The sequence below is a fragment of the Chitinimonas violaceus genome, from assembly GCF_052601015.1.
In genome coordinates, this window is the sequence record NZ_JBQXDJ010000032.1 from 14,179 (window position 1) to 35,803 (window position 21,625).

Annotated in this window: 14 protein-coding genes and 3 tRNA genes; 4 read left to right on the plus strand and 13 right to left on the minus strand. The window is 54.6% G+C overall.

What is annotated here, in order from left to right:
- Positions 1-25: 25 nt before the first annotated feature.
- The 13 genes from ACUHMQ_RS12110 to ACUHMQ_RS12170 form a co-directional block, all read right to left on the minus strand.
- A complete protein-coding gene (locus tag ACUHMQ_RS12110) occupies positions 26-967 on the minus strand; it encodes a diguanylate cyclase domain-containing protein (RefSeq protein ID WP_445295719.1) in 942 nt (313 codons plus the stop codon).
- Between the two features lie 274 nt (positions 968-1,241).
- Complete coding sequence (locus tag ACUHMQ_RS12115; RefSeq protein ID WP_445295720.1) at positions 1,242-2,318, minus strand: protein-glutamate methylesterase/protein-glutamine glutaminase; 1,077 nt, start codon at positions 2,316-2,318, stop codon at positions 1,242-1,244.
- Between the two features lie 57 nt (positions 2,319-2,375).
- Complete coding sequence (gene cheD / locus ACUHMQ_RS12120) at positions 2,376-2,978, minus strand: chemoreceptor glutamine deamidase CheD (RefSeq protein ID WP_445295721.1); 603 nt, start codon at positions 2,976-2,978, stop codon at positions 2,376-2,378.
- Positions 2,979-2,983: 5 nt separating this feature from the next.
- Positions 2,984-3,808, minus strand: coding sequence for a CheR family methyltransferase (locus ACUHMQ_RS12125; RefSeq protein ID WP_445295722.1), 825 nt, complete (start codon positions 3,806-3,808; stop codon positions 2,984-2,986).
- A 247-nt stretch (positions 3,809-4,055) separates the two neighbouring features.
- Entirely contained in the window at positions 4,056-6,791 is a 2,736-nt protein-coding gene (locus tag ACUHMQ_RS12130) for a methyl-accepting chemotaxis protein (RefSeq protein ID WP_445295723.1), read from the minus strand.
- A gap of 22 nt (positions 6,792-6,813) precedes the next feature.
- Positions 6,814-7,299 carry a chemotaxis protein CheW gene (locus tag ACUHMQ_RS12135; RefSeq protein WP_445295724.1) on the minus strand — a complete coding sequence of 162 codons (486 nt, stop codon included), beginning with the start codon at positions 7,297-7,299 and terminating at the stop codon, positions 6,814-6,816.
- 154 nt (positions 7,300-7,453) lie between these two features.
- On the minus strand, positions 7,454-9,655 hold the full coding sequence (locus ACUHMQ_RS12140; protein ID WP_445295725.1) for a chemotaxis protein CheW: 2,202 nt from the start codon (positions 9,653-9,655) through the stop codon (positions 7,454-7,456).
- Between the two features lie 63 nt (positions 9,656-9,718).
- Positions 9,719-10,084, minus strand: coding sequence for a response regulator (locus ACUHMQ_RS12145; RefSeq protein ID WP_445295726.1), 366 nt, complete (start codon positions 10,082-10,084; stop codon positions 9,719-9,721).
- 137 nt (positions 10,085-10,221) lie between these two features.
- The gene (locus tag ACUHMQ_RS12150) at positions 10,222-11,424 is read right to left on the minus strand and encodes a methyl-accepting chemotaxis protein (protein ID WP_445295727.1); all 1,203 of its coding nucleotides are present in this window, start codon (positions 11,422-11,424) and stop codon (positions 10,222-10,224) included.
- A gap of 101 nt (positions 11,425-11,525) precedes the next feature.
- Positions 11,526-11,681 carry a hypothetical protein gene (locus ACUHMQ_RS12155; protein WP_445295728.1) on the minus strand — a complete coding sequence of 52 codons (156 nt, stop codon included), beginning with the start codon at positions 11,679-11,681 and terminating at the stop codon, positions 11,526-11,528.
- Between the two features lie 269 nt (positions 11,682-11,950).
- Positions 11,951-13,423 (minus strand): type II secretion system ATPase GspE, encoded by a 1,473-nt coding sequence (gene gspE, locus ACUHMQ_RS12160; RefSeq protein WP_445295729.1) that lies wholly within the window; start codon positions 13,421-13,423, stop codon positions 11,951-11,953.
- The gene (gene gspD, locus ACUHMQ_RS12165; protein WP_445295730.1) at positions 13,420-15,504 is read right to left on the minus strand and encodes a type II secretion system secretin GspD; all 2,085 of its coding nucleotides are present in this window, start codon (positions 15,502-15,504) and stop codon (positions 13,420-13,422) included. Before gspD ends, gspE begins: the two co-directional genes overlap by 4 nt.
- Positions 15,501-16,400 carry a type II secretion system protein N gene (locus ACUHMQ_RS12170; RefSeq protein WP_445295731.1) on the minus strand — a complete coding sequence of 300 codons (900 nt, stop codon included), beginning with the start codon at positions 16,398-16,400 and terminating at the stop codon, positions 15,501-15,503. The genes gspD and ACUHMQ_RS12170 overlap by 4 nt, the downstream gene beginning before the upstream one ends.
- A 198-nt stretch (positions 16,401-16,598) precedes the next feature.
- Between ACUHMQ_RS12170 and ACUHMQ_RS12175 the strand changes: the two genes are divergently transcribed.
- The 4 genes from ACUHMQ_RS12175 to hrpA all read left to right on the plus strand — a co-directional run bounded on the left by ACUHMQ_RS12175 (position 16,599) and on the right by hrpA (position 21,328).
- Positions 16,599-16,675: transfer RNA gene (locus tag ACUHMQ_RS12175), tRNA-Asp, on the plus strand.
- A 139-nt stretch (positions 16,676-16,814) separates the two neighbouring features.
- Positions 16,815-16,889 (plus strand) — tRNA-Val (locus ACUHMQ_RS12180).
- A gap of 31 nt (positions 16,890-16,920) precedes the next feature.
- Positions 16,921-16,997 (plus strand) — tRNA-Asp (locus ACUHMQ_RS12185).
- A gap of 260 nt (positions 16,998-17,257) precedes the next feature.
- Positions 17,258-21,328, plus strand: a complete 4,071-nt coding sequence (gene hrpA, locus ACUHMQ_RS12190) for an ATP-dependent RNA helicase HrpA (RefSeq protein WP_445295732.1) — start codon at positions 17,258-17,260, stop codon at positions 21,326-21,328.
- The last annotated feature ends 297 nt before the right edge of the window (positions 21,329-21,625 follow it).

Consider the following 21,625-nt stretch of genomic DNA (forward strand, 5'->3'; position numbering starts at 1 on the left):
CTCATGCCATATATCGAGCCGGCAACTAGTAGTCGACGGTATCCGGCATCGTCAACATCACAACCCGATTACGACCCTGCTGCTTGGCCTGCGCAAGCGCAGCATCAGCCGCACATACCAGATCCACTGCATCACCACCCTTGGGTACCACTGCACAGCCACCAACGCTAACGGTAATGAGCTGTTCAGACGAATCCAAACCGGTAGGGATAACCAACTTCTCAATAGTTACCCGCAAGGTTTCGGCAAATTGGGCAAGCTGCTCTGACGAGGTATTGAGCACCAGCAATGCAAATTCCTCACCGCCGAACCGGGCAACCTCCTGCCCACCCCCTGTACAGCACTGTTTCAATACCGTCGCAATCCGTTGCAGACAGGCATCGCCGCCAAAATGGCCATTGCGCTCGTTATATTGCTTGAAATGATCAACATCAATCATCAGGAGCCCCAGGCACTGGTGGTCCCGTTCGTGGCGCATCCATTCTTCATTCAGACGCATATCGAAGTAGCGGCGGCCATAGACATCGGTCACTGCGTCGTAGATCGCCATCTCATGCAGGATGTCCGATTGTCGCTTCAATGTCAGTTGCGCAATTACCCTGGCACGCACTACCGGCGGGACGAAAGGCTTACCGATGAAATCGACCGCACCGGCTTCCAGCGCCGCAATTTCATGCTCCATATCGCGGTGGGCGGTTACAAAAATAACTGGGATGGAAGCGGTCTTTCTATCCTCTTTCAGTTGCCGACACACTTCATAACCATCAACACCGGGCATCTCGACATCCAGCAAGATAAGGTCGGGCAGGTCCTGAGTCGCTATCGCCAGCCCTTCCATACCATCCTTGGCCGACATGATCTTGCCCAGATCAGAAAGAACATGACTGAGCAGACGGTGATTCAACGGCGCGTCGTCGACGATCAATATCTTCGCGGCTTCCACACCAAACGCCCGTAACTCGTTCATAAGCCTTCTTTCCAACGCCGTGTTGCGTAGAGGGAGAACCATCCTCTGCTTTCACCACAGCAATGAGGTTAGTGTTCTGTGAACGCTATGTTCACGGCAACGCCCACTTAGTTTTCAATAGAAACAACCCATTACAAGAACCTATTCAAAGTCTCGCAAGCTAGGGCGAGACAAGACGAAAACAGCTAAGGAAGCGGAATTTACAAGTGGTAAATGAACATTCCGAAGTTGTTTTCAAAGCCGTATCGCTGACGCGCAGCAGACTTGGAGCAGGCTAGACACGGTTCGCATATCCCATCCCCCTCAGTCGCCCCATCAACGTAGCGCTGATTTTTTCCAAAGGCACTATTTCGTCGACACCACCCATGGCAATCGCCTCCTTGGGCATGCCAAACACCACACAAGTGGCCTCGTCCTGCGCCACGGTCCAGATACCGACCTGATGCATTTCCAGCATGCCCTGCGCACCATCCTTGCCCATACCGGTGAGTATCACCCCGATTGCATTCGAGCCAGCGACATTGGCGACCGACCGGAACAACACGTCCACACTGGGCCGATGCCGGTTGACCTCCGGCCCCTGGCTCAGGCCAATCAAGTAATTGGCGCCACTGCGCGTAAGCAGCATGTGCGAGTGCCCCGGCGCCACATACGCATGACCGGGCAAAACCCGTTCCCCATGTTCCGCCTCCTTGACGACCATACGGGAAAGCATGTTCAGCCGATTGGCAAACGAGCGGGTAAAGGCCTCCGGCATATGCTGCGCAATCAATACCGCCGGGCAATCTGCGGGCAAACCGATCAGCACCTCCTTGAGCGCTTCGGTCCCCCCAGTCGACGACCCGATCGCCAGCAACTTCTCAGTCGCACCCAATACTGGTCGGGTTTTCTTCTCCAGTACGCTGTCTGCTGTCAGCGCCACGGTTTCTCCCCCCATCCACCGCCGCGGCCGGGTACGCGACGCATTGCGTATGCGTTCGCACAACTCGCTTGCGTATTGCTGCATGCTCTGCACCACATCAAGCCTAGGCTTGGCAATCACATCCACCGCCCCCAGCTCCAACGCACGCACTGCAGCGGCCGATCCCTGTTCGGTCAGGGTGGAAATCATGACCACGGGTGTGGGCCGCAGCCGCATCAACTTTTCCAGAAAATCCAACCCATCCATACGCGGCATTTCAATGTCTAGCGTGATGACGTCCGGGTCGGTGGTACGTATCATTTCACGCGCAACAAGCGGATCTGCCGCGACGCCCACTACCGTCATATCGGGGCTTTTATTGATAATTTCAGCCAGCAGCTGACGAATCAACGCCGAATCGTCTACCACCACCACCTTGATTGACTTCATCGACATAGTCCCCACAGCCCACACCGCTGCACGATTCCGGCATCTCCCATCATTGGCTCAGAATAGATCGACATCGCCTGCCACATCATCCTGGCGTATACGCGTGCTGTACTCACGTTCCCGCTGCACAATCGTATTGTTATGCACCGATTTGAGTTTTTTCAGCATCACCTTGCCGGTGTTGGGAAAAAAGTAGACCTTGCGTGGGTACACATCGAGCAGGTCCTCCGCAACGATGGGAATATCCTCCAGCTTGAGAAAACGTTTCACAAAGCTCGCATTCTGTTCACCCACATTGCCCACCATAAAGCCCTTGAGTACCTGACCACCACCGAATACCTTGGCTTCAAGGCGGTCCCGCCGCCCACCTGCCTTCAGTATCTGGTTGATCAGTATTTCCATGGCGTGGGTGCCATAACGGGCAGACGACGACAGTGGCCCGGTCTCATCCTGGCGGGCATCAGGCAGCATGAAGTGGTTCATCCCCCCAATGCCGGACAGCACATCACGTATGCATGCGGACACACAGGACCCCAGCACGGTGACAATCAACATATCGCGCCCAGTCACGTAGTACTCGCCAGGCAGAATCTTCGCCGCCTCTTTGTCGAAGTGCTTATCGAAATAGACCGAAGGGGCTATGACGTTTTTTGCGCTCATCTCGCCTACTTGACCTTGTATATCGTACGGCCGCAAGGCAGCAGCATATCCACCATATGCGCAAGATGTTCGGAATGACCTACGAACAGCCTGCTATCGTCCCCCCTTAGCAAAGGGACAAACCGCTCGAGAATACGGCGCTGGGTTGGCTTATCGAAATAAATCATCACATTGCGGCAGAAAATTGCATCGAACGGTCCATCCAGCGCCCAGGACCTCTCCAGTAGATTGATCTGGCAAAAAGTGATCAATTCCTGTAATTCCGGGCGTACTCTCACCAACCCTACATTGTCCCCGTGCCCACGCAGAAAAAACCGTTGCTTACGCTGCAACGACAGCTTTTCTATCCTGTCCATCGAATAAACCCCACGGCTGGCGGTTGCCAGAACCTGAGTATCCAAGTCACTTGCAACCAGCTTCAGCGGCGGTTGCATGGTATGCAGTGCCTCTGCAACCGTTATGGCGATCGAATAGGGTTCTTCTCCAGTAGACGACGCACTGCACCAGATTTTTATCGTCCCATGCACCCTAGCCCATTGTGGCGCCATCTGGGCCAATGCCTCAAAATGGTGCTCTTCCCGGAAAAAAGACGTTAGATTGGTCGTTAATGCATTGGTGAACCGCTCCCACTCCGGTGAGTTGGGATTCTTCTTCAGCATGAGCAGATAAGCCGCCACGCTGGTGATGTGCTGCTCGCGTAGCCGCCTGGCCAGCCGGCTGTACACCATGGGCTTTTTGCTGTCGTTTAGCGCAATGCCGGCCCGGGCATAGATCATCTGACGGACTTGCTCAAAATCGTTGTCGGTGAAGCCAAATTCTGTGTTAGCCAAGGTGTACCCGACTCCCGATATGTACCCATTCAAAATCTGCCGCGTACATTCCAGCGCAATACACGCTACAGACAAACGTCAAAATATGCGGGCCGGAACATGAGACCCTGAACCACCTGGTGCAACACACCCAAGCGGTTGGGGATTCACCAAATTTAAGGCTTGTCTCCAGCAAGAGTGCTTCTGGATTAGCCCTTTTGAACCCACTCAAGCTTTTACTGCACAGTGGTAAGCAAGGTGTTTAAGCCTAGAACTCACTCCAGTCATCCTCCTCCTTGGGTTTAGGCAGGCTCTTACCTTGTTGTTTGGCTGGTTTGGCCGATTTCGCCGTACTACGCTGTGTCACTGCCATCCGCCCGGCACCCAGCGCCGCCAATTGGCTGGTAAGCCGGAATGCCGCAACGCTCTTGGCTAGCGTCTGCGCCTGCTCTTCCATACTCTCGGCTGCTGCTGCAGCCTGCTCAACCAATGCAGCGTTCTGCTGCGTCATGTCGTCCATCTGGGTAATCGTGGTATTCACCTGCTCAATACCGGCGCTTTGTTCCATCGAAGCGGCTGATATCTCGCTCATGATGTCGGTCACCCGCTTCACCGCGTTCACCACTTCATTCATCGTCAACCCGGCTTCATCGACGAGCTTGGAGCCGCTTTCCACTTTGTCGACCGAATCACCGATCAAGGACTTGATTTCTTTGGCAGCTGCGGCGGAACGTTGCGCCAGATTGCGCACTTCACTGGCTACCACAGCAAAACCACGGCCCTGTTCACCAGCACGTGCGGCTTCCACCGCAGCATTGAGCGCCAGGATATTGGTCTGGAAAGCAATGCCATCGATAACCGAGATGATGTCCACGATCTTCTTGGCAGAGGTATTGATATCCTGCATGGTCGCCACCACCTGGCCGACCACATTCCCGCCCTTCACTGCGATATCGCTGGCACCACGGGCAAGCTGATTGGCCTGTTTGGCGTTTTCAGCATTCTGTTTCACCGTACTAGTCAGCTCTTCCATGCTGCTGGCCGTTTCTTCCAGGCTGGCGGCCTGGCTTTCGGTACGCTGACTCAGGTTCTGATTACCGCTGGCAATTTCCTGTGAAGCGGTGGCAATCGTATCGGCCGCGGTCTTGATCTGGCCGATGATCTCCGTCAGCTGTTCGGCAGTCTGGTTACCATCGTCGCGCAGCTGGCCAAAGGTACCGGCATATTCCCCGCTGATGCGTTGGGTAAGGTCGCCCTGGGCAAGCGCACCAAACATTCCCACTACCTCGGCAAGACCCCGGTCGGTGGTTTCCACCAAAATATTGATATTGTCGGCCAGCAGCTTGAAGAAGCCTTCCTTGTCTTCCACCGTTAACCGTTGCTTGAAGTCCCCCTGCGTTGCAGCCTGGATGATGGCGGCGACTTCCTTCTCGATACCGATTTCGCGGGTGGTATCCATCCACTCCACCACGGTGCCCAGGCGTTCGCCTGACTGGCTGCGGATCGGGCTAGCATTGAGTTTGAAATGGCGTGGACCCACCTGGATCCGGCTTTGGAAAGGACCAGTCATACCGGCGAGCAGGCTTGCCTGATGGGCTGGATTGCGGTGGAAACTGTCCATCGAACTGCCCAATATCTTGTCGACAGAGAACTGCGGCAACACCTTGCGTAGGTCGCTTTCGGCATCGCGCAACATGCGTTCCACCGCCGTATTCATGTAGATGATGGTGCGTTCGTTGTCCGCAATCATAATATTGACGCTCGTGTTATCGAGCGCAGAGACCATACGGGCGCTCTCGCGGGCAGCGGTTTCTTCACGCTCAAGCTGGGTGAGGGTTTGGGTCTGATCTATCCATTCCACCACGGTACCCAGCACCCCGCCTTTGTCGTCACGAATGCGGTTCATGGTGAGCTTGAACCGACGGCCACCTACTGCAAGATTGGCCACATGCGTAGCGCTCATCCGCTCAAGCACGCCACGCTGGTAGCTTGGTTGCTTATGAAATTCGTCGATATTGACGCCAATCAGATTGCGTGCATTGAAGTTGGGCAACTCTTTGCGAATATCTGCTTCGCATTCTGTCAACATGTGAACCTGGGCAGGGTTGACATAGATTATGTTACGGTCTGCATCGGCAATCATCACGCAGGTCGATACCGAATCCAATGCGCAGCGAACACGGGCATTTTCCTGTGCGCGCTCAACGCTCGCGCGCAATGAAGCCTGCATATCACGCATATTGGCCAACACACTGGTGGTGTCGCCAGCACGAACCGGAATACCTATATCCAGCTTGCCTTCGGTAATTTGTCGCGCCACCCTCCCCAATTCCTCTGGTCCCGCACCCAATACTCTCGCCAAGCTACGCAATATCCATATCGACATCACCACTGCAATTACGGTACTTACCAACGCAAGTAAGAGAGCAATGAATTCGTTCTGTTTATCGCTAGCAAGTAATTCTTTCGATAACGTGGTGGCATCTGCCATTTCCTGCATCGCCAGTTCTTCAACTTTGCTCGAATAAGCCTTGAAACTATTACGCGTATCCTTCATTAAAAAAGATTGTGCTTTGGCCATATCCTTTGTACTAAACAACGCACGATAAGCATCCTGCTTCTGCTCAAAATCGACTCGAAGCTTTTCAATCTCGGCAAGCTCAGCTACTCCTGCGTCATCGCTTCCTCGCTTGGCTCGCGCGCCCATCTCAGCCAACAGGTCTCGTATCTTGCCGCGCGACTCAGATATCCGTAGCCACTCCGCTTCCGCTTCCGCACCTGGCCCAAATATCTGCATGTTGCGCATGATGCGATTAATAAAATTAACTTCGGAAAATACTTGATAAGCACCTTTGGCATGAGGAATGTGATCTTCAGCCAGTGTTTGCATACTTTCAGCCGATTTAACTGCTGACTTCATCAATACTGCGCTAAGCATGATGATCAACACCAGCAAAGTTCCGAACGCGATATATAGCTTTTTTTTGAATGGCAGGGTTTGCATTACTGTCTACTCCGTTCTTGAATCAGGCTTGTTCGGTTGCTTCTTCGGCAAGCTGCATATCCTGGCTGGTCAATAATCTTTCGATATCCGCCAGGATGATCATTCGCTCATCGAGCGTGCCCAATCCCTGGATATATTCCGTATTCAACGTCACACCAAATTCCGGTGCCGGTCGAATCTGCTCGCTCACCAGTGTGATGACGTCACTGACACCATCCACCACAATGCCGATCACCCGTTTGGCAACGTTCAGGATAATCACCACTGTGAATTGGTCGTAGGTTGGCTCACCCAAGGAAAATTTGATCCGCAAGTCCACGATGGGCACAATCGTGCCGCGCAGATTGATCACGCCCTTGATAAAAGGCGGGGTATTGGCAATTGCGGTAACCTGGTCGTAACCACGGATTTCCTGCACCTTGAGGATATCGATTCCGTACTCCTCCAGGCCCAGCGTAAACACCAAGTACTCACCACCGGCATGGCTGCTGTTCTGCTTTGCCTCCATTGTTCTTCTCCATCCTCATTCAATGACCAACTGTCGTGTGTTTTGCTTTTTTAATAAGTCTCTGATGCCAGTTGCTGTATTGCCTTACTGAATGCCTGCTGTCTGATTTCCTTATTCGCCCTAATTCATTAATCGATTTTCTATACAGAGCAGGTCAATGCAGGCTTGCACCGTGTACCGGCGCTTCAGCAGCCAGCATTGGCGTTTTGATTTTTTCCTGACTTAGCCGTACCAGGGATTCGACATCGATAATCAAAGCAACACGCCCATCCCCCATGATGGTCGCGCCCGATACACCGGGGACCTTGCGGAAGTTGGTTTCCAGGCTTTTGATCACGACTTGGTGCTGACCCAACAGATCGTCGACAAACAAAGCGGTTCGACCACCATCCGATTCCAACACAACAAAGAGACCATTGTCGAAACTCTGGATGCTGTCCTCGAGGCCAAACACTTCGTGCAGAGTGATCACCGGCAAGTATTCGCCGCGCATATGCACCACACGGCCTTTACCGGCCACCGTCTTGATATGTTCTGCGTCGGGCTGTAACGATTCAACAATAAAGGCTAATGGAATCACATAGACATTCTTCTCGACGCGTATGGCCATGCCATCAAGTATCGCCAATGTAAGCGGCAGCCGAATGGTCATACTGGTCCCGCCATCCTTGACGGTATCGATATCAATGCGCCCACCCATGCTCTGGATATTCCGACGCACCACATCCATGCCCACACCACGGCCGGATACATCGGTAACGGTCTCGGCAGTCGAGAAGCCCGGCTCGAAAATCAACGGCCATACTTCCGCGTCGGTCATAGTGTCACTGACATTCATCCCCTGCGACTTGGCTTTGGCAAGAATACGGTCGCGATTCAAGCCTGCACCATCATCCAGCACTTGGATGATGATATTGCCGCCCTGGTGAAAGGCTTTCAGCGTCAAGGTACCTTGCTCATCCTTGCCCTTGGCAAGCCGTACTTCAGGGCGTTCAATGCCATGGTCCAGGCTGTTGCGGACCAGATGGGTAAGCGGGTCCGCCAGTTTCTCGATCAAGCCACGATCAAGCTCCGTCCCTTCACCCTGGGTAACCAACCTGACCTTCTTATCAAGCTTGGCTGCGGTATCGCGGACCACTCGCGGGAAACGACTGAACACAAATGAAATCGGCATCATGCGGATAGACATCGCCGACTCCTGCAATTCGCGCGTATTACGCTCCAGCAGGGCAACACCGTTATGGAGGCGTTCGTGTTCGGCAGGGTCGAAATTACTGGCTACCTGCGCAAGCATGGCCTGGGTGATAACAAGTTCACCTACCAGATTGATGATCTGATCAACTTTCTCGACCCCTACGCGGATGGAAGCAGATTCAGCAGCATTGGCGGCCGCATCTTTGCCCCCCCTGTCGCTTGCACGGCGCCCCATATTGACGGCAGGCCCGGATTCTTCAGCAGCGGGTGCAGCAGTTGCTGCTGTCGCGGGCGGTGTTGGCGCGAAAATGCCGTAACCATCCCCCTCTTCCAAGATCGGATTACTGACAGGCGCAGTGGGTGGTGCAGCCACGAACAAGCCGTAGCCATCTCCTTCCTCCAGTACGCCTGTGTCCGGCACTGGTGCAAACAGACCAAAGCCGTCACCTTCTTCCAAGACACCCGCATTCGCAGAAGTACTGGGCTCTGTGGCAAACAAGCCGTAACCATCCCCCTCTTCCGCTACACCGTTTGAAGGTGCGGCCGATGGGGCTTCGCTATCGCCCGGTTTCAGCGTGTATTCGTCCCTCGCCAGCACAAAATCCAGGGTGTCGCGCAGCTGGGCTTCCGTGTCCATAGTGGCGAGATAAAACCGGCAGGTATCCTTCTCGTCCTCATCCTGCACCCACCCTTGGGAGAGCAGGCCCTGGCACAGACTATCATCAACACTCTTTTGCCCCTGGAGGGTCAGACACCAATACGATGCTACGGCTTCCGCCGATGGCGCAGCTTGCTCCAATGCCTGAAGTTTCTTGCAGATACCATCCGCAAAGGTTTTATCCTCTTCCACGCCATTTTGATGGGCTTCCAGCATGCCGCGTAGGGCATCGCCAGCCTGTAGAAAGGTATCGACCATATCGGTCCGCAGCTTCAAGGTACCGCGCCGTACACGATCAAGCTGATTCTCAAGAATATGGGTGACTTCGGTCAGGTCAGTAAAACCAAAGGTTGCAGCCCCACCTTTGATGGAATGCGCGGCACGGAAAATGGCGTTGAGCTCCTCCGCGTCCGGGGACTCGATATTCAACGAGAGCAACAGGTTCTCCATCGAGGACAGGTGTTCACCTGTCTCCTCGAAAAAAGTCTGGATGAACTGCGACATATCGATGTTCAACGCACGCTCCCCCTACCTAGATTGTCTTCATCTCAGCGATGCTGGCTGCACTTACGGCAGAACCTTGCGCACCACATCCAGCAGTTTCTGTGGATCAAACGGCTTGACCAGCCACCCCGTTGCGCCGGCTTCCCGACCCTGCGCCTTCATGGCATCCCCCGCCTCGGTGGTCAGCATCAGTATCGGCGTGGTTTTGTATTGAGGTTCAGCACGTAGAGCGCGGATCAAACTCAAGCCATCCATGCGCGGCATATTCTGGTCGGTAAGCACCAGGTCCACCTTCTGCGACTTGGCTGTGCGCAAGCCAGCTTCACCATCGGAGGCCTCCACCACCTGAAACCCTGCCGTCTTGAGGGTAAATGTCACCATTTGCCGAATCGCTGCGGAATCATCAACGGTGAGTATGGTCTTTGCCATGAAGTGCTCCCTGCTTGTGATACGTAGTCATTGGCGCCTGCATCTGCACCTGTTTACGACCTGCTACACATCGTGTACCGATACAATGGCACTTGTCGGCTTTATCGTCGCCCTGCTCCTATGGTGACCAGCCAACTTCAGAACAGCTCAACGTCGCCCACCTTCATGGCGGTTTGCGTTACAGGATTGCGATGTACCACATCGTTCAGATCTTTCATGGCTACATGAACGCAATCTGCGAATTTCTTCAGCGCATCCTGGTGCCGGGTTTCATCGCCATGGCTGCTGCCATGCTGTAACGAACCCGCCAAGGTTTTGAGCCCCATCATCAGGTTGGAGACCACCCCAACCCTGAGCTTGGTATGCACCAAGGACTGGGAAACAAGATCTTGAAATTGCAAGGAAGTAACCGCTGCATTGGTGCTGATCTCCACCTCGCCGGCGATCACGTGCAAGTCGCTCATGGCTTTTTCCATGCCATCGTTAAGCGACTTGACCTGTGCCAAAGTCATCGCCACATGTTCCTTGGCACGGAGTACATAGCTCATGTCCTGCGAAGCCAGCGACGAAATGCTGATGTCGGCTGCAGAAACGGAAGTTCGGACACTATCGATCGTGTCGCGGATGCGTTGGCTGAACTCATTGGTACGCAGGGAAAGATTCCGTACTTCATCGGCCACCACAGCAAAACCACGGCCGGCCTCACCTGCCCGGGCGGCTTCAATGGCGGCATTGAGCGCCAGCATATTGGTTTGCTTGGAAATGGCATCGATATCGCCCAGAAAGGCGAGAATGCCGTTGATCATGTTGCCGATGTCCTGCATGCGATTTACCAGCTCAATGCTGACATGGCTGGTTTGCAGCATATTTTCGACGAACATCTCCAACGTCTCGTTGGTTTCGCGTGCGAAACGCTCGAAAGTAATGGTGTCGGAATCATTACTGGCGATCTGAGTGTCTGTAAGCGTCACAACAATCCCCTGCTGCTGCTTAGCCAGCTGGGTGATGCTATTGAAGCTACGGATTAACTCCTCAATCGCGTGGTGAAGCACACCCAGGACATTCTTCAATTCATTGTCGGCGAGCATGAATTGCTGGGTACTGAGCGTTGCAGCCTCCTCAAATAGCCGACCGTTCTGTTGCAACAACCCTCTACCCTGGGATTGTGTCGGCATAGCCGTCTCTTGGCGGCTCTCCTGTGAGAACGCCAATATGAAAGCCATCGCCGCGATCTGAACCAACGCCAGCGACCCATGCTGCAGTTCTGTGAGCCACAGGATCAGATTGCCTATGCTGAAGACCGCGAACAGCGCCCACTTGTTACGCATTAGATCTACCATGTTTCAGGTTTCCTCCTCATATGGGGCTGAGGATTGTGTTTTTTATTCGCTTCAACGTCGTTAAAGCGATGTTCTGGATTCGTACCAGGATGCATACAATCTCATATACCGTAGTACACCCTGGTTTCTTTGCCGTATGTCACCCTGCTGACGACCATCCATGACAAGTCGTGAACAGCTTCTTCAATCACACCAGGCAAAGCACGCTTGAAGACGAAGTCAATATAGGCAGAGACAATGCGAATTTCACCCAACATTACGCGCCACCAAAATCTGGGAAATTAGATGGCCGGCAAATAACCCTGCCTTCACCGTCTGCTTACATATTTAGAGCCGCTAACAAAACCCTTCTGGCGTTGTTGCGCAAGCGTGCCATACCCACGTACTGTCTACGCTTGTACGCCTAGCCAGAATCCCTTCGCCGGGTTTTGTTAGCGACTCTTAACCGATAGGAAATGCTGCGTTATTTCGCAAGCCAAAAGAAAAAGGCCGCAAATTGCGGCCTTTTTCTTTTTTGCAGAACCCATCAGCTTTCCCGCGTTACCCGCAGCACCTCTTCCAAGGTGGTTCTGCCTGCCAATACCTGGGTAATGCCATCCGAACGCAGGCTGCTCATACCCCGCGTACTGGCGTAATCACGTATCTGCGCTTCGCTTGCGCTATCGTGGATCAGACGACGCACTTCGTCATCCACCGTCAGCAATTCATACACACCAGCCCGGCCCTTGTAGCCCAACTGGTTGCATTGCTCACATCCGACCGCCCGATATAGGGGCTTTGCTTCACGCATACCTAACGCAGCCATTTCAGCTTCATCGGGCGTATAGGCAATCTTGCAAGCGGGACAAAGCTGTCGATACAGACGCTGGGCCAATACACCGATCAGCGACGAAGCAAGCAGGAAAGGCTCGATCCCCATGTCCACCATACGGGTCACCGCGCCTGGCGCATCATTGGTATGTATCGTTGCCAGCACCAAGTGACCAGTCAACGAAGCCTGCACAGCAATCTGCGCCGTCTCAAGGTCACGGATTTCACCGATCATGATCACGTCCGGGTCTTGGCGCAAAATGGCGCGCAAAGCACGGGCGAAGCTCATTTCAATTCGGGCATTGACCTGGGTCTGCCCCACGCCATCGAGGTCGTACTCAATCGGGTCTTCCACTGTCATGATGTTGGTGGTCGACGCGTCCATCGCAGCCAATGCGGCATACAGGGTGGTAGTCTTACCCGAACCAGTAGGCCCCGTCACCAACACAATGCCATGCGGCTCGGCGATCAGCTTATGCATGACGGAAAGGGTGCGCCCCTCCATACCCAGTTTCTGTAAATCGAGCCGGCCGGCAGACTTATCCAGCAAACGCAGCACTGCACGCTCACCGTGCCCCGTGGGCAGGGTCGACACACGAACGTCCACTGGTCTACCCGCAATACGCAAAGTGATGCGACCATCCTGTGGCAGGCGCTTTTCCGAAATGTCCAGATTGGCCATCACCTTCACCCGCGAGACGATAGCTGAGTGCAGCTGGCGCTTGGGCTCGATCACATCGCTGAGCTTACCGTCGATACGGAAACGCACGACAGATCGCGTTTCGAAGGGCTCGATATGAATATCCGATGCCCCTTCACGCAAGGCTTCGGTCAGCAAGGCGTTGATCAGCTTGATGATCGGCGCGTCGTCTTCGGCTTCCAGCAAATCTTCGATAGCCGGAAGATCCTGCGCCAACCGGCTCAGGTCCATATCCGCGGCAACATCTTCCGCCACATCGGCAGAATGATTGTCCTGCCGGGAAAACAAGCCCGCCAAGCGCGCATCAAAGATTGCCACGTCCAGCATTTCAACATTGACAGGCCGTCCCAACAGGCGCCGCAGCTCCATCAGCCCGGAAAGATCTGTCCCCTTGCGCAGCAATACATCCACGGTACCGTCGTGCTCGGCGACATCAACCACACCACGCTGGCGGGCAAAGCCATAACTGGCGAGTTTCTGGTAGCTCATGGGGCGGTAGCTGGTGCAGTTTCTGCCGGTTCAGGCGTCGCGGGTTCGGGGGCCAGCAAGCCTTTTCCTGGGCGGGCATCCAATACAGGGGCTACCAACTGGGGCACATCCGGCAAGAGTGCACGATTCTCTATGACGAATCCCATCTGGTCTCTACGCAGCATTTCGTAACGGTCGTTACTCAATGCCGAAGTACTCTGGTCATCACGTAAAATCACAGGCCGCAGAAAGACCATCAGGTTGGAACGTTTATTTTCCCGCTTCTCATAGCGGAACAAGCGCCCTAGCACCGGGATATCACCCAAGAGTGGCACTTTACTCTCGCTTTGGGTCACTTTGTTCTCGATTAACCCACCCAACACAATCGTCTGGCCATCATTAACCAATATTTTGGATTTAATCTGCCGCTTCTTGGTTGTTACGCCGCTATTTTGACCGGTAACAAGAGCTGACACCTCTGTATCAATGCTTGAGACCTCTTGTTCCACCGTCATGGTAATCGAGCCACCTTCCGACACCTGCGGCGTCACCTTCAAAGTAATGCCGATATCCTTTCGGTCCACACTGGTGAACGGGTTTGGGTTACTACCCGTGGCGGACTGAGTTCCTGTAATAACGGGAATCGTCTGACCCACAATAATGCTGGCTTCTTCATTATCCAGGGTGATGATGTTTGGCGTGGACAGCACATTGCCGTCATTATTGGCTTCTAACATCGTGGCCACTGCACCCAAGGTCTTACTGGAATTGGCAATGCCCATGATCATGCCTGCCGGCAAATTCGCGAGGTTGGCTGGATTACTTTTTGCAGTGAGTACAGCACCAGCAATGGAGGTGATGCTGCTAGTTTCTTTACCCAGGTTGCTCACCCCCGCAGCAGCCACATCCCCACGCTCACCGCGAGCAAGCCACTGGACACCAAATTCGCCCACTTTGCCGACATTGACTTCAGCAATCAGCGCCTCCACATAAACCTGGGCACGACGTACATCGAGCCTATCAATCACTGCACGGATATTGTTGTAGACATTGTCAGGCGCGGTAACGATCAGGGCGTTGGTGGTCGGGTCACCCTGCACAGCCACTCCGGGTGATATCTGCCCACCACCGCCTGTACTACTTGGGACAGAGGCAGTGCCGGTCGTCGAAGTACCGCTGGCGCTGCTGCTCGTACTCGTGGTCTGCTGTGGGACATCGGTACCCGTCAGAATGGCTTTCAACGTCGCGGCAAGCTTGGTGGCGTTGGCGTTTTTCAAATAGACCACATGGATATTCCCGCCTGTTGAACCCGCACGGTCCAGGCTATCCACCATCTGTTTGATCTGAGCCAGATGCACCGGGTTATCCCCGCGCACAATCAAGGTATTCGCCCGTGTATCTGGAATCAACGACGTTCTACGTACACCCTCCATCTGCGCACCGGCCGGTGTGGCGGATGCGACGCCGGGGACACTGACCTCTGGCATCAGTTTGCCGATCATCTGGGCGACCTCAAGCGCGGAAGCATATTGAAGCGGCAAAGTAATCAGATTATTGGTGGATGGCTGGTCGATATTGGCAATGATCTGATTCAACCGCTTTACGTTGTCCGCATAGTCGGTAATCACCAATACATTCGAGCCTGGATAGGCAGCAATCGAATTATTCGGTGTAATCAAAGGACGCAAAATCGGCACCATCTGGGCAGCCGATTCATGCATAAGCGGATAGACCTGCGTAACGATGCGATCACCACCCACATTAAGCTTCTGGTTCGCCGTCACACCGAAGTTCTGCTTGGCATCGGCCTCCGGCACAATCTTGACTGCCCCTGGAGTTTCAACAACGGCAAAGCCTTGCAGACGCAAGGCTGACAACAGAATGGTATATACCTCGCGTTTGTGTACCGGACTGGACGAAACGATATTCACCGTTCCCTTCACACGCGGATCAAGCACAAAGTTCTTACCGGTAATCAGACCCACCGCCTTCACGGTTGATTCGACATCCGAGTTAACAAAGTTGAGCATTACCTTGTCATCGGCAGCCATTACCTGGCCAGCCAACATCATGGCAAAAACGAGCGTTTTCAAAGGTTTCATTGTGCAGATTGGCTCTCGATGCTGAAGCGCAGGTTCATGGGTGTCCCATTGCGCAGAAGTTCGATATTGACGGTATTGCTACGGCTGAATGCCGAATACAGCGCAGAGACATCAGTGGCATGCTTCAAGGGGCTACCGTTTACCTTGGTCAGCACATCACCGCTCTGGAGTCCCAATGGCCCAGCCAACGGCTGCGCTGCAGCGTTGTCGACCAATAAGCCTGCACCACCAGGTGCATCGCTCAGGCCACGGACCCAGTCATTGATATTCAGATTCTGCATACCCGCAGCCAGCGCCTGACGACTGATCACCAGGTTTTCACCACCACGGCTTTGGGTTGTTGCCCCCATATTCGCAGCGCGGGACGTCGTGATCGGTTCAGGCATCCGTGGCGGCAGGCTTGGCGGGCCCTCTTCCATTTCTGTATCGACCTGGGGTGGCGCATAAGGGCTGACGCCCTGTGCCGCAGGCTTGGCATCAAGGTCAATACGTTCGCGACGACCGCGGTTGTCCAATAAGGCATGGTCCCCGGCAACTTCAACCAGGCGTACACCCGGTTCGACTTCCTCACCGGTTTTGACCGCAAGCGCTGACGCGCCCGACCGCTCGAAAATAGCGGCCGCAGGAGAAGCTGTGGCAATGACGCCGCGAAGTTTCAAACCAAGTGAAGACAATGAGACTTCTGTCTTGGCTTGCTCACCGAATAGCGCATTGAGCGCAGACATATCGGTACTGGCTTGCACCACAGGAGCTTCGTTTGGCGCTGCCACAGGCAAGGGCGATTTAGGTGCAAATAATTGCCATAGGAAGCCAGCCGCCAACCAAGCAGTCAACAACACGAGCAGACCGTTGAGGCAGCGATAGAACCAAGGCGAGGCAGGCAGGGAGATGATCATCCGGCTATGTATTTTTGTGTAAGGCCGCTGAGAGTGGCTAAAAGGGTAAATATTACGGGGTAATGAGCCGGCATTTATAGCAGCAAGCCAGATTCACCGCCATTACAGCAAAAATAATTCAATTTAGTTGACACTTTTTGAAGGCCTATGCTTTAATCCGCCCCCTCGAAACGACGCCAAGTCGCAGAGAGCCAGCGCGGAGTGGTAGTTCAGTTGGTTAGAATACCGGCCTGTCACGCCGGGGGTCGCGGGTTCGAGTCCCGTCCACTCCGCCAAATTATTTCGGCGGTTACCTGCAGCAAAACTCAGCAAGTAACCAGTAGTACACAGCGATAACTTGACGCTGTTAAGGGTACTGTCACTGTTTAAATATGTGAAGTGCCCTTCCGAAGTCGAACTTGTTTATTCGAATTCGGGCGGTTAGCTCAGGGGTAGAGCACTGCCTTCACACGGCAGGGGTCACTGGTTCGATCCCAGTATCGCCCACCAAGTTAATGCAAAAGTCATAAGACTGAAGCATGGAGTGGTAGTTCAGTTGGTTAGAATACCGGCCTGTCACGCCGGGGGTCGCGGGTTCGAGTCCCGTCCACTCCGCCAATACGCAAAGCCCAGTCATCAGACTGGGCTTTTTTGCATTCCAGCCGTTGTAAGAAGCTGTTCATAGTCTCGCGAGCCAGGCAAGACAAGGCGAAGACAACCGAGGAAGCGACGTTTACTCATGGTAAATGAGTATTCCGAGGACGTTTTCAACGCCGTATTGCCAACGTAGCAGCAGACTTTGAACAAGTTCTAAGCCGCTAGCGACAGATCGTAAACAAGTTCTTAAAATCGCGGCTTGCCTGTATAAGCCCACCACTATGTTGCCTGCACAGTTCGACCAAGCCCTTACTACCTGTCTGTTGCGTGATCACCACTCACTTCGGCAGAAAGCCCGTGCACTGCGCGAGCGCATCAAACAAAAACAACCGGCAGACCGACTGGCAACAGATCTGGAACAAGCTATTGCCACCTCCCAAGCCAAGTACCAGGCCCGCATGGCCAAGCTGCCTAAGCCCCAGTTTGATGACGCACTGCCCGTCAATCAGCGGCGTGACGAGCTACTCAAAGCGATTGCGGCACACCAAGTGGTGATTGTCTGTGGCGAAACCGGTTCAGGTAAAACTACCCAGCTTCCCAAACTCTGCCTGCAACTGGGACGCGGCGTGGCCGGGTTGATCGGCCACACCCAGCCCCGCAGGCTGGCTGCACGCACCGTTGCAACGCGGATTGCACAGGAGCTGAAAACCGAGCTGGGTGACGCGGTGGGCTACAAGGTACGTTTTACCGACAAGTCGTCCGAACTGAGTCTCGTCAAACTCATGACCGATGGCATTCTGCTGGCAGAAACCCAGACCGACCGCTTTTTGAGTCAATACGACACCATCATCGTCGACGAAGCGCATGAGCGCTCGCTCAACATCGACTTTCTGCTCGGTTTTCTCAAGCAGCTGTTGCCCAGGCGGCCCGATCTGAAGGTCATCGTCACCTCTGCCACCATTGATGCCGACCGTTTCAGCCAACATTTTGGTGGTGCACCCGTCATCGAAGTCAGCGGTCGTACCTATCCGGTGGAAGTTCGCTACAAGGAGCTGCGATCTAAAGACGCGGACGACGCCGACCTGGAAATGGAAGAGGCCGTGGTCGATGCTGTACTGGAAGTATGGCGTCATGATGGGCTTGGCGATGTATTGGTCTTCCTGCCCGGTGAGCGTGAGATCCGCGAAACAGCCGAAGAGTTACGCCGCGCCAAGATCATGGGGGCGGAAATCGTTCCCTTGTTCGCTCGCCTCTCGGTGGAAGATCAGCAGAAGGTATTCCGCCCCAGTAATGGCCGGCGCATCGTGCTTTCCACCAATGTGGCGGAAACCTCGTTGACAGTACCCGGTATTAAGTATGTGATCGACTCCGGCCTTGCACGCGTCAACCGGTATTCGCCCCGCGCCAAGGTGGAACAGCTGCAGATAGAGAAAATCAGCCAGGCCAGTGCGCGACAACGTGCCGGCCGCTGCGGCCGTGTAGCTGCTGGCGTCTGCATTCGGCTGTACTCGGAAAAAGATTTCAACGCCCGCCCGGCGTTTACCGATCCGGAGATTATCCGCTCTTCGCTCGCTGCCGTGATCCTGCGCATGCAAGCTTTGCGGCTGGGCAAAGTGGAAGACTTCCCATTCCTGGAAGCACCGTCGGGCCGATTGATTGCCGATGGCTATGCCTTGCTGCATGAGCTGGGCGCAGTGGATGAACAAGGTACGCTTACCCGCCTGGGCAACGAAATGGCGCGCCTACCCATCGACCCGAAGATTGGCCGTATGTTGCTGGCAGGCCGCGATGAAGGCTGCCTGCCTGAATTGCTGATCATCGCTTCTGCTTTGAGCATCCAGGACCCACGTGAACGTCCATTCGAAGCGCGTGATGCAGCCGACCGGGCGCAAGCCAAGTTCGCAGACGAAAAGTCGGATTTCGTCAGCCTCTTGAATCTGTGGCATTTCTTCGACCAGGCATTGAAGAATAAGCAGTCCAACCGCCTGTTGGTGCAGGAGTGCCATTCGAACTTCCTCAGCTACCTGCGCATGCGGGAATGGCGCGAGCTGCATAAGCAACTGGCCGATATCGTCGAGGATATGGGCTGGAAGACTGCAACCGCCCCAAGCCTTCCTACAAAGTATGGTGATGGCGCCAGCAACGTTCCCCCTCTGCCTAAAAAGGCCGAGAAAGAACGCCAGCAAGTTGCACAGCAGGCGCATGACGCCTTGCATCGTGCACTTTGTGCCGGTCTTTTGGGTCAGATCGGTATGAAGCAGCCTGATGACGATGAATACCTCGGCGCCCGTGGCATCAAGTTCAACATCTTTCCTGGTTCCGGCCTGAAAAAAGCACGGCCCAAATGGGTAGTGAGCGCGGAGCTGGTGGAAACCACCAAGCTGTATGCACGTTGTGTCGCCGCCATTCAACCGGAATGGCTGGAGAAGATGGCGGGTCATCTGGTAAAGCGGGACTACTTCGAGCCGCATTGGGACGAAGGCATGGCGCAGGTGGTAGCAAGCGAAAGGGTTACCCTGTATGGCTTGCCCGTCGTCGCCCGTCGTAAGGTCCACTACGGCACCGTCAACCCGGGTCATGCACGCGAAATCATGCTGCGCGAGGGGTTGGCTGGCCGGCGATTCAACACACGCGCTGCGTTCTGGCTACACAACGAGAAACTCATCAGCGAAATCGAGGAACTGGAACACAAGGCGCGCCGCCAGGATGTACTGGTCGATGAGGAAGTGCTGTTCGCTTTCTACGACAGCAAAGTGCCTGCCGATATCGTCAACGGCCAAGGGTTTGATACCTGGCGTAAGCAGATCGAGAAGGAACAGCCACAGCTGTTGTTCCTGAGCCGCGAAGACCTGATGCGCCATGCCGGTGAAGCCATCACCGAACAGCAGTTTCCACCGCAGCTGACGCTCGATGGCATCGACCTGCCCTTGGCTTACCGCTTTGAGCCGGGCCATCTGCTCGATGGCGTGACTGTGCAGCTCCCGCTGCATCTGTTGAACAAGGTGAATGGTTACGCCTTCGACTGGCTGGTGCCCGGACTGATCCGTGAAAAAATCACCCTGCTGGTCAAATCACTCCCCAAGAATGTGCGCCGCCTATGTGTGCCGGTACCCGACTTTGTCACCCGGATGTTGGTGGAGCTTGATAAAGCAGATCGCAAATCGGCGCTAATGCCCCAACTGGCACATGCTGTCAGCCGGGGTGTTGGCCAGCCGGTCAGCATGGATGAGTTCGATACCAGTGATCTCCCACCCCACCTGCGCATGAATATCCGCGTGGTGGACGATGCCGGGCAGGAGCTGGCGAGTGGTCGCGACCTCGTCGCTTTGCGTGCCAAGCTTGGCGAGGCAGCGCAGATAACCTTCCGCGAAGTCGCCGCGTCACCTGCCAGTTCAGCCCATACCAGCACGAATAAGGGAGCAGCTGTTTCCGGCAAACCACACCGCCAAAGTGACAACGTTGCACCAACAAAGAGCAAGGCAAGCGGTCCCTCAATCGAGAAGGAAGGCATAACAAGCTGGGACTTTGGCGACCTGCCGGCCAAACTCACCTTTGAGCGCCACGGCGCGATGCTCACAGGTTTCCCGGCGTTGGTGCCTCATGAGAGCACTTGCGCCATCCGCCTGTTCGATGTAGAGTCGATTGCCAAAGCCGAGCACCGCAAAGGCGTAGTGCGCTTGATGCAGTTCGAGCTGAAGGAACAGGTCAAGCAGCTACCCAAGTGTTTCCCCAACTTCACCCAAACCGCCCTGCTGCTGCGCGGCGTTACCGATTCAGACAGCTTGATGGATGACCTGGTCACCACGGTATGTGACCGGGCTTTTATTGGTGAAGACCCGCTGCCCCGCTCGAAAAAGGATTTCGACAACCAGAGGCAGCGCGCCAAAACCCGCCTGCCTGCAGTGCGCGATGCTGCCTACCGGGTATTGCAGGAGGTCGCAACCGAACATCAACAGCTGCAGAACCTGCTGTCCAAACCGGTACGCATACAGAGTGAGTTGAGGCAGCAGTTAGGAAAGCTTGTCTACAAAGGCTTTCTCAGCACAACGCCATGGGAGCAGTTGACTCATCTCTCGCGTTACCTGAAAGCCATCAAGGTCAGGCTGGAGAAATTCAATGCCAATCAAATCCGCGATGCCCAACGTGGAGAAGAGGTTGCGGCATTGTGGGCACGCTGGGAAGCCGAGCAGGACAAGTGGCGTAAGCAGGGCCGCGACCCTGCGCCTCTGCTGCCATTCCGGTGGATGCTCGAAGAACTTCGCGTCGGCCTGTTCGCGCAGGAATTACGTACACCTTATCCGGTATCGGTAAAGCGCCTGGCCAAGATGCTTGAGGATTTGATGAAGCAATAAGAACCTGTTTAGGATCTTACTGCACAGCCGTGATCGGGATCATGTGCTGCTCGAGTCCTCATGTACAAGAGTACATTCCGGCTTCTGTGCTGCGCTTCACCCTGCTGACGGCTGCTCGTGACAGATCGTAAACAGGTTATAAGAATCCGTTCAAGGCCCACTGAGCATCAGTGATGCGCAGCTGAAAACACCCTCGGCATCTCCATTTGCCATCTGTGGATGCCACTTACGGGTTCCTACAGCTGGTTCACATGCCCCCGCAAGGAGGCATGACTTTTTGTACCTGGCAAATCCAGT

What these genes read in the sequence shown, in the direction of transcription:
- ACUHMQ_RS12115 (WP_445295720.1), bottom strand. Translation starts at nt 2,318, where the DNA reads ATGAAGTCAATCAAGGTGGTGGTGGTAGACGATTCGGCGTTGATTCGT.
- ACUHMQ_RS12145 (WP_445295726.1), bottom strand. Translation starts at nt 10,084, where the DNA reads ATGGCAAAGACCATACTCACCGTTGATGATTCCGCAGCGATTCGGCAA.
- hrpA (WP_445295732.1), top strand. Translation starts at nt 17,258, where the DNA reads ATGTTGCCTGCACAGTTCGACCAAGCCCTTACTACCTGTCTGTTGCGT.
- gspD (WP_445295730.1), bottom strand. Translation starts at nt 15,504, where the DNA reads ATGAAACCTTTGAAAACGCTCGTTTTTGCCATGATGTTGGCTGGCCAG.
- ACUHMQ_RS12140 (WP_445295725.1), bottom strand. Translation starts at nt 9,655, where the DNA reads ATGTCGCAGTTCATCCAGACTTTTTTCGAGGAGACAGGTGAACACCTG.
- ACUHMQ_RS12135 (WP_445295724.1), bottom strand. Translation starts at nt 7,299, where the DNA reads ATGGAGGCAAAGCAGAACAGCAGCCATGCCGGTGGTGAGTACTTGGTG.
- cheD (WP_445295721.1), bottom strand. Translation starts at nt 2,978, where the DNA reads ATGAGCGCAAAAAACGTCATAGCCCCTTCGGTCTATTTCGATAAGCAC.
- ACUHMQ_RS12155 (WP_445295728.1), bottom strand. Translation starts at nt 11,681, where the DNA reads ATGTTGGGTGAAATTCGCATTGTCTCTGCCTATATTGACTTCGTCTTC.
- gspE (WP_445295729.1), bottom strand. Translation starts at nt 13,423, where the DNA reads ATGAGCTACCAGAAACTCGCCAGTTATGGCTTTGCCCGCCAGCGTGGT.
- ACUHMQ_RS12110 (WP_445295719.1), bottom strand. Translation starts at nt 967, where the DNA reads ATGAACGAGTTACGGGCGTTTGGTGTGGAAGCCGCGAAGATATTGATC.
- ACUHMQ_RS12150 (WP_445295727.1), bottom strand. Translation starts at nt 11,424, where the DNA reads ATGGTAGATCTAATGCGTAACAAGTGGGCGCTGTTCGCGGTCTTCAGC.
- ACUHMQ_RS12130 (WP_445295723.1), bottom strand. Translation starts at nt 6,791, where the DNA reads ATGCAAACCCTGCCATTCAAAAAAAAGCTATATATCGCGTTCGGAACT.
- ACUHMQ_RS12170 (WP_445295731.1), bottom strand. Translation starts at nt 16,400, where the DNA reads ATGATCATCTCCCTGCCTGCCTCGCCTTGGTTCTATCGCTGCCTCAAC.